The organism is Cryobacterium sp. Y57 (assembly GCF_002929505.1).
Lineage (GTDB): Bacteria > Actinomycetota > Actinomycetes > Actinomycetales > Microbacteriaceae > Cryobacterium.
This window is the reverse complement of the sequence record NZ_PJJL01000066.1, coordinates 153,042-159,296: the sequence shown is the minus strand read 5'-3', so window position 1 is coordinate 159,296 and position 6,255 is coordinate 153,042. Positions and strand designations below refer to the sequence as shown.

Here is a 6,255-nt window from a genome sequence, read left to right as displayed (position 1 = left end):
GTCATGGCGTCAGTGCCTCCTTCACCCACAATTATAGCCCGAATCGACCATTAAAGCGAGTAAATCTCAGCATAAAAGTGACGTCAGATCAGAAGTTTCTTCTCATTTACAAGTGTAGAAAAATGGTCACTGCGACCATGCTGAAGCAACCAAGTGACCGCTCTTGTCGGCAGTCGCCACCTGCCGCCCGCAGCGTTAGTTCATCGCCGAGGACACTGACATGTCTCCTTGAGGCCGCCCGGTGTGAGGCGTCGCGCACCGCGGCGTGGGTCTTTGCCCACGACTTCACCAGGCACGGTGCAATCTGGAAACTGTCGAAATTCAACGTCCGTCGATCGGGTCGCGTTTGCGGCAACGGCTGTCACCGCCCTCGGTTAGACCCCGCGGCGCCCCGCGAACAGGGCATGCAGCAGGGGGGCGATCGACGCGACCATTAGTACGGTGCCGAGCACCGCGTCATCCGCTCGCAGAAGGACGCCCGCGATGAGCAGTGCGCCGAAGACGAGCGCCGAGATCGCCTGCCGCACGGTGCGTTCGAGGCGCGCGACTCTTTTCTCGAGGACCGGGCTGGCGACCGCTACGGTGCCGTCTCCGATGCGGGTGATCAACCCGTCGAGCCGCTTCGGCAGGCGAAACGCGAGACCGGCGGTCTCCAACGCCTGTTTGGCGAAGTCCTGCACCAGGTTGCCGCCCTCATCGCGCAGCAGCTGCGCCGCGTAGGGCTCAACCGAGTCCCACAGGTTGAATGCGGGGTTGAGCGCGCTCGAGACTCCGGAGGTGAGGGACATGGCCCGAATGATGAGCAAAAAGTTCTCGGGGAGCTGAAATGGCAACGAGCGCACGACGTCACCGAATTGCACGGCGAACTCGCGAAACTCACGGGGGTCGACCTCGCGCAGTTCGGCGAATCCCATTCCGCCGAACCGGGCGAACAGCTGTGTCATTGCGCGCTCGAGTTCGGTCGTTTCGGCCGAGGGGAGCAGCACTCCCACGTCGTTCATGGCGTTGACCAGTCCGCGTCCGTCCCGCGAGGCGGCGGCGATCAGCATTTTGCGCAGCCCGGTGCGCGTGCTTTTGGGAACCTCACCCATCATGCCGAAATCGATGAATGTCAGCTTCCAGCCACGCTCGCTGTCGGCGTGCGGGGTGACGAAGATGTTGCCGGGGTGCGGGTCAGCGTGGAAGTACCCCATGGTGAACATCTGGTCGAACATGACTTCAGCGAAGACGGGCGCCACCTGGACGGGGTCGATGCCGGCCTTGACCAGGGCATCGACGTCGGTGATCTTGATCGCCGTGACGTCTTCGAGGGTGAGTACGCGGCGGGTGGTGCGCTCCCAGGCAACGACGGGTACGCTCACTCGGTCGTCGTCGGGAAAGGCCGCCGCGAAACGTTCAGAGCTGGCTGCCTCGTGCAGGTAGTCGATTTCTTCGAGGCTGGTTTGGGCGAATTCCTCGACCAACGCCGGCATATCGACTCGGTTGGAGACGAGTTTCACATGGCTGAGCCACCCGCCCACTTTGCGCAGGGCGGCCAGGTCGACGTCGATGATCTCGTCGATCCCCGGCCGCTGCACTTTAATAATGACCCCGTCGAGCCCCGTGTCAGCAGCATCGAGCGCGGTCAGTTGCGCCCGATGCGCCTGCCCGAGGGATGCCGCGGCCACCGGCGTCTCGTCGACCGACGTAAAGGCCCGCTCGAGCGGCATGCCCAACTCTGCCTCGACGGCCGCGCGAATAGCCGCGAACGGCACCGGCGCGACCTCGTCTTGCAAGCCCTCGAGTTCTTTGGTGATCTCGGGCGGCAGCACGTCGAGGCGCGAGGACATGAATTGCCCGACCTTGATCATGAGGCCACCGAGGTCGGACGCGAGCACGTAGAAGCCCTTGGCGAAGCGTTGCATCCGCTTAGAGCGAGTGCGCTCAGCGATTTTCACCAGCCCGATGCGGGGCAAAAACAACTCGAACCACCACGTTATGGCCAGATACCAACTGGCGAAACGCAGAATGCGGCGGTAGCGGGCGCGCATATTTCCCGCGCCCGAGTTCGAATCGTAGCTACCTCGACGAACCAGTGGCACCCCGTCAGTCCTGAGCGAGGATCGAGTAGAGCTTGCGACGTGCGTCGTCGAGCACCATGACGGCCTGCTTGATCTGCTCCGGCGAACCGGTGCGACCAACCTGCGCCGCTGCCTGCGCGAGCTCGATCCCTGCTTTCGGCAACGCCGCATGGCCATGCCCGTGGCCAGAAGTCGACGCCGTCGTTTCCCACGGCGCGCTCATGTCGGAGTCAGCGACAGCGGCGCGCCCCTCATCGGTCAAGGAGTAGATCTTGCGACCATTGGATTCCTCGGCGCTAATGAGGCCCTCGTCGGCCAACAGCTGCAGGGTCGGGTAGACCGATCCGGCGCTGGGTTTCCAGCTGCCACCACTGCGCTCTTCGATTTCGTGAATGATCTGGTAGCCGTGCATCGACTGCTCAGCGAGCAACGCGAGCACCGCCGTGCGCACCTCACCACGGCCGGCGCGGGTTCCCGTTTGCTTCTCGAACCTCGAGCGGAACTGCTCCATCGCCTGCCAGATGCCGTCGATGTTGCCGGCGTTGAACCCGCTTGTTGGATATGAATTGCCCATGATTGCCTCCTCAGTATGAAGTGCGAACGATACTCAACGATATCTAGCGATGCACCCGAGCGATACACGAAAGCGGAAGCTCAGGGCTGGCTCCCAGATAGACTCAACAGGTCTTTGATAGACCGCAACAAGGGGGAACCATGCAACACACAGTCAAGGTGCCGATCGTCGCCGTCGGAACAGTCTTTCTGAGCATTCTGCTGACCGGGTGCGGTGCCACCGCGAGCGTCGAGTCCAAAGCAACGCCAGCAGCCACGAGCATTGCGGAGCCCGCGGCCACCGAGATTCCCGTGGTGGACGATGCAGCCGGTCTCACCCCTGCGAAGACCCTGGAAAACCTGCTCAACGCCGCACTGGCAGCAGATGCCGCCGACGTGATGGAGATTCGCTCGACGCTTTCGGAGTCGAGCACAGAGGATGAGTTTGCGCTAGCAAATGGATACCTTGCGCACCTCATTCCCGAGCTGGAATCACTGTCGATATTTTTCCCCGACGCAGCCGCGCTCGCGCAGGAACAGTCATCTACCTATGGGGCGTATTTCCCGTTCCTCCTCTTGACGCAGATGGCGAACGACACCTATCTCACGGTCGAGGTTCCGGATTCAGCGGTAACCATCACTGGAACAACGGCGACTATCGTCCCGGCGAACTTTGTCTACTCCGGCGACGATGTAGCGGCATTGAACAGCGTGGAACAAGCGCTTGGCTCGCTTGTGGCCTTCCCTTTGGTGTCCATAGACGGGACTTGGTCCATCACTGACGGCGAGTAACCGCAGGCCTGCACTATGCGGCCTGAGAGAATAGAACCATCATGAAGACCCTCCTCAATATCATCTGGCTCGTGCTCTCAGGCTTCTGGCTGTTCCTCGGCTATATGGTCGCGGCACTCATCATGTGCATCCTCATAGTCACGATTCCTTGGGGGATCGCAGCGGCGCGCATCGGCGTCTATGCGCTCTGGCCGTTTGGCAAGACCGTGGTTGAGACGCCGAATGCCGGCGTCGCGTCGCTCCTCGGCAATGTCGTCTGGGTCATTCTGGCCGGCTGGTGGATCGCCCTGGAGCATCTGCTCTCGGGCATCGCTCTCTGCATCACCATCATTGGTATCCCCTTCGGAATCGCCAATTTCAAGTTGATCCCGGTCGCGCTCATGCCGCTCGGCAAGCAGATCGTCGACACGCCGTAGGATTCACCGGTAGCACGGCGGCAATCACCCGACCCGCACCTTCTGTAACGCTCTACCGCGGCGTTCGCAACCGGATCGCACCCTTCGCAGTCGACGGATCGACCACGACTCCGCCCTGCGTGATCTGCAATTCGTCGCGGGCGACCATGCGGCGTGCGGCTCGGCGGGCCGGCTCCATCAAGTCGCGCCAGTCCTCACCGCCGATGGCTCGCGCCGCGTCAGAGGGGCAGATCGTGGAATCGTGCGCCCGCGCGTGGAGTAGCGTCACGATGGTCGCTTCAAGCTGCAGGTCGGTCGCGTTGACGCCGTGTGACCGGCACGCTGCCGAGCAGTACTTCACCGAATCCCAGTTCTTGGCCCATTTCGCGCGCCACTCGATGCGACGCCCACACGAGGCGCACGTCTTCTCCGCTCGGCCCGGTGTGGAGTCGGTATCGGTGGGTTTCGGTTGACGGTGCGCCATACCTTCTATCTTGCGCGACAACACGGCACCCGTCGACACGCCGTAGCGCTTGTAGGGGTCAGACAGTCGGCACTGCGGCACTGCGCGCGTGCGCGCGTGCTGCCATCCGCTTTGCGCGTGCACGTCGAAACAGAGCGAGAAAGAGCGCGAGCGCCGCGGCACCAACGCCGCTGGCAACCCACATGTACCAGGTCTGCCCGGCCACGGCGAAGAGCACTGCGCCAACAGTGAACACGAAAGCCAGAAAAGCGAGGGTGAGATAGCGGTCGTCGGCCCGCGCAAACGGATTCCCCAGCTCAAGTGGCGGCTGGGTGACGGGCTCCCAGACCACAATGAGGAACGTGGCGATGGGCCCGAGAAACAGAGAGAGTACGAACCAGGTCCAGCGCGAACGGTTCTTCTGTTCGGCCAGGCCCGCATTGACGAGGGCCAGTACGAACCAGCCGCCTCCGTTAAGCCACCAGCTGTTCTGTTGGGGAGCCTGGTTGACGATCTCGCTCACGAAGTTGTGCATGCGTCATGCTCCCACGAATGGCGGCAGCACGCTGATGTAAACGGTAAACCCGATAAACGGATGCGCCACAGCTCCTCTCAACCGTCGTACGTTTCGCCCGATGGCGATGGCCGACTTCTACCCGGACGAACTCATCCGAGAGGCGCTCGACGAGCTGACCGCCGACGGCTTACCGTCGTGGACGACCGAAATGCGCATCGGCAACGCTCATCCAGCCTTCGAGCGGGAGAATATCCGGCCGCGGTTTCTGCTTCAGTTGCGTCTACTCATCACGATGGTCAACGTTCATCTGACCACGCACGTCTGGTCAGCAGAGGGTCTCGTCGAACACCGTTATTGCCGCGGCCAGGGAGGCTGATTGGTAATCCTCGATCAATGCAGACGCCGTCGTGTCCCGCAGGTTTGTCACTTCAGCCGTGGGATTCGTGATGGCGGATGTAAGTTGCAGTAGATGCTCAAGATCGGCCTGAGTCTTCGGTGTTCCAAAGCCCGACATGGCCAGGGCAAGGTTGCAGGCGGCACGCATATCGCTGTCACCATAGGCCTCGATCTTCTCGAGCCAACGCGCGGCATTTTTCTCCGCGCCGGCGGAACCGCCCCCTACAATGCGTTCGGTCTCGTTTGCAGATCGGCCGAGAATGCGACCCAGGTCATCCAGGCTGCTCGTGCCACTCCGAGCGCAACTGGAGCCCGTGAGGAGAAACCCAGCAAGTACGAGCACCAAGAACGTGCGGGCTGAGGCGTGCGGCCGCTTGGCCGATGGTAAGCGGATGCTCTTCTGTGTCATGTCGATCCCACCCCATTCACTGGTTTCTCCGGCGACGCCGGTGCTCGCACTTTGGCTCGACCGTCCGAAACGAATCCGGAACCCGGTTCTGGCACCGGTATCGTCTGCATTTTCTTCTGCTCTGATTCGATCTCCGCACGGGTCAGCTGGGCGTTTGCCTGTAGGTCTTGTGCGGCTTGAACCGTCAGAGCGGCCAGGACACCAGTGAGCACACCGCCCGTGACGGAGAAGGCAGTGTTGCTCGGTTCGTGTGCGCCCACTTTATGCATCGCCACGGCTCCCATCCGAATCGACGCCGGTAGCATACTCCTGAGACTCACGTAGCGCTCTTCTGGGAGCAGACCTGCAGCCCACTGAAACATGCGACACGAATTCCCGTTACTGGCCGGAGCAACTGAACACGCGAGCAAGGACCGCGGCCGTCGAGCAGCGCCACGAGCAGCGGGGCCACCTCGGCGAAGGTGGGAGCGTGCATCACATCGGCGGCGCGCACAAGATGGATGTCCTGACGCCCGAGGTTGATGAGCGTCTCCCATTGGCGTCTCGGCAATGTCGGCAGACTCGGCGTCAATATGCGGGCGCACAACCTCGTCGTCGAGCAGTTGGCTGAACCCGACGGCAGATTTGCGGGCCGCCCATTCGGCGCTGAATCCGGCGGTGATCCGCCCTTT

The 6,255-nt window shown here is 62.1% G+C and carries 9 protein-coding genes; 3 read left to right on the top strand and 6 right to left on the bottom strand.

The genetic code is table 11. The features are described 5' to 3' along the window. Positions 1-374: 374 nt before the first annotated feature. Together CXY72_RS09655 and CXY72_RS09650 are read right to left on the bottom strand one after the other, a co-directional pair. The gene (locus CXY72_RS09655; RefSeq protein ID WP_104127479.1) at positions 375-2,030 is read right to left on the bottom strand and encodes an AarF/ABC1/UbiB kinase family protein; all 1,656 of its coding nucleotides are present in this window, start codon (positions 2,028-2,030) and stop codon (positions 375-377) included. 55 nt (positions 2,031-2,085) lie between these two features. After that, a complete protein-coding gene (locus CXY72_RS09650; protein ID WP_104127478.1) occupies positions 2,086-2,634 on the bottom strand; it encodes a PadR family transcriptional regulator in 549 nt (182 codons plus the stop codon). Positions 2,635-2,774: 140 nt separating this feature from the next. On the opposite strand from CXY72_RS09650, the gene CXY72_RS09645 reads away from it, so the two are divergent. Together CXY72_RS09645 and CXY72_RS09640 are read left to right on the top strand one after the other, a co-directional pair. Further along, the gene (locus tag CXY72_RS09645) at positions 2,775-3,404 is read left to right on the top strand and encodes a hypothetical protein (protein WP_104127477.1); all 630 of its coding nucleotides are present in this window, start codon (positions 2,775-2,777) and stop codon (positions 3,402-3,404) included. A 41-nt stretch (positions 3,405-3,445) separates the two neighbouring features. Further along, entirely contained in the window at positions 3,446-3,820 is a 375-nt protein-coding gene (locus CXY72_RS09640) for a YccF domain-containing protein (protein WP_104127476.1), read from the top strand. Between the two features lie 52 nt (positions 3,821-3,872). On the opposite strand, the gene CXY72_RS09635 is transcribed toward CXY72_RS09640, so the two are convergent. Both CXY72_RS09635 and CXY72_RS20095 read right to left on the bottom strand, forming a co-directional pair. Next, complete coding sequence (locus tag CXY72_RS09635; protein WP_104127475.1) at positions 3,873-4,283, bottom strand: DUF2256 and DUF3253 domain-containing protein; 411 nt, start codon at positions 4,281-4,283, stop codon at positions 3,873-3,875. Positions 4,284-4,341: 58 nt separating this feature from the next. Continuing rightward, positions 4,342-4,797, bottom strand: a complete 456-nt coding sequence (locus tag CXY72_RS20095) for a hypothetical protein (RefSeq protein ID WP_233197738.1) — start codon at positions 4,795-4,797, stop codon at positions 4,342-4,344. 100 nt (positions 4,798-4,897) lie between these two features. Here CXY72_RS20095 and CXY72_RS09625 point away from each other — a divergent pair, with 100 nt between their 5' ends. After that, positions 4,898-5,155, top strand: coding sequence for a hypothetical protein (locus CXY72_RS09625; RefSeq protein ID WP_146071129.1), 258 nt, complete (start codon positions 4,898-4,900; stop codon positions 5,153-5,155). Here the strand turns inward: CXY72_RS09625 and CXY72_RS19265 are convergent. Together CXY72_RS19265 and CXY72_RS19260 are read right to left on the bottom strand one after the other, a co-directional pair. Next, entirely contained in the window at positions 5,105-5,584 is a 480-nt protein-coding gene (locus CXY72_RS19265) for a hypothetical protein (protein ID WP_146071128.1), read from the bottom strand. The genes CXY72_RS09625 and CXY72_RS19265 overlap by 51 nt on opposite strands. A 316-nt stretch (positions 5,585-5,900) precedes the next feature. Continuing rightward, entirely contained in the window at positions 5,901-6,134 is a 234-nt protein-coding gene (locus CXY72_RS19260; protein ID WP_146071127.1) for a hypothetical protein, read from the bottom strand. Between the last annotated feature and the right edge of the window lie 121 nt (positions 6,135-6,255).

Excerpts from the sequence above, each read along its gene's own strand:
- CXY72_RS09655 (WP_104127479.1), bottom strand. The coding sequence starts at position 2,030 with ATGCGCGCCCGCTACCGCCGCATTCTGCGTTTCGCCAGTTGGTATCTG.
- CXY72_RS09650 (WP_104127478.1), bottom strand. The coding sequence starts at position 2,634 with ATGGGCAATTCATATCCAACAAGCGGGTTCAACGCCGGCAACATCGAC.
- CXY72_RS09645 (WP_104127477.1), top strand. The coding sequence starts at position 2,775 with ATGCAACACACAGTCAAGGTGCCGATCGTCGCCGTCGGAACAGTCTTT.
- CXY72_RS09640 (WP_104127476.1), top strand. The coding sequence starts at position 3,446 with ATGAAGACCCTCCTCAATATCATCTGGCTCGTGCTCTCAGGCTTCTGG.
- CXY72_RS09635 (WP_104127475.1), bottom strand. The coding sequence starts at position 4,283 with ATGGCGCACCGTCAACCGAAACCCACCGATACCGACTCCACACCGGGC.
- CXY72_RS20095 (WP_233197738.1), bottom strand. The coding sequence starts at position 4,797 with ATGCACAACTTCGTGAGCGAGATCGTCAACCAGGCTCCCCAACAGAAC.
- CXY72_RS09625 (WP_146071129.1), top strand. The coding sequence starts at position 4,898 with ATGGCGATGGCCGACTTCTACCCGGACGAACTCATCCGAGAGGCGCTC.
- CXY72_RS19265 (WP_146071128.1), bottom strand. The coding sequence starts at position 5,584 with ATGACACAGAAGAGCATCCGCTTACCATCGGCCAAGCGGCCGCACGCC.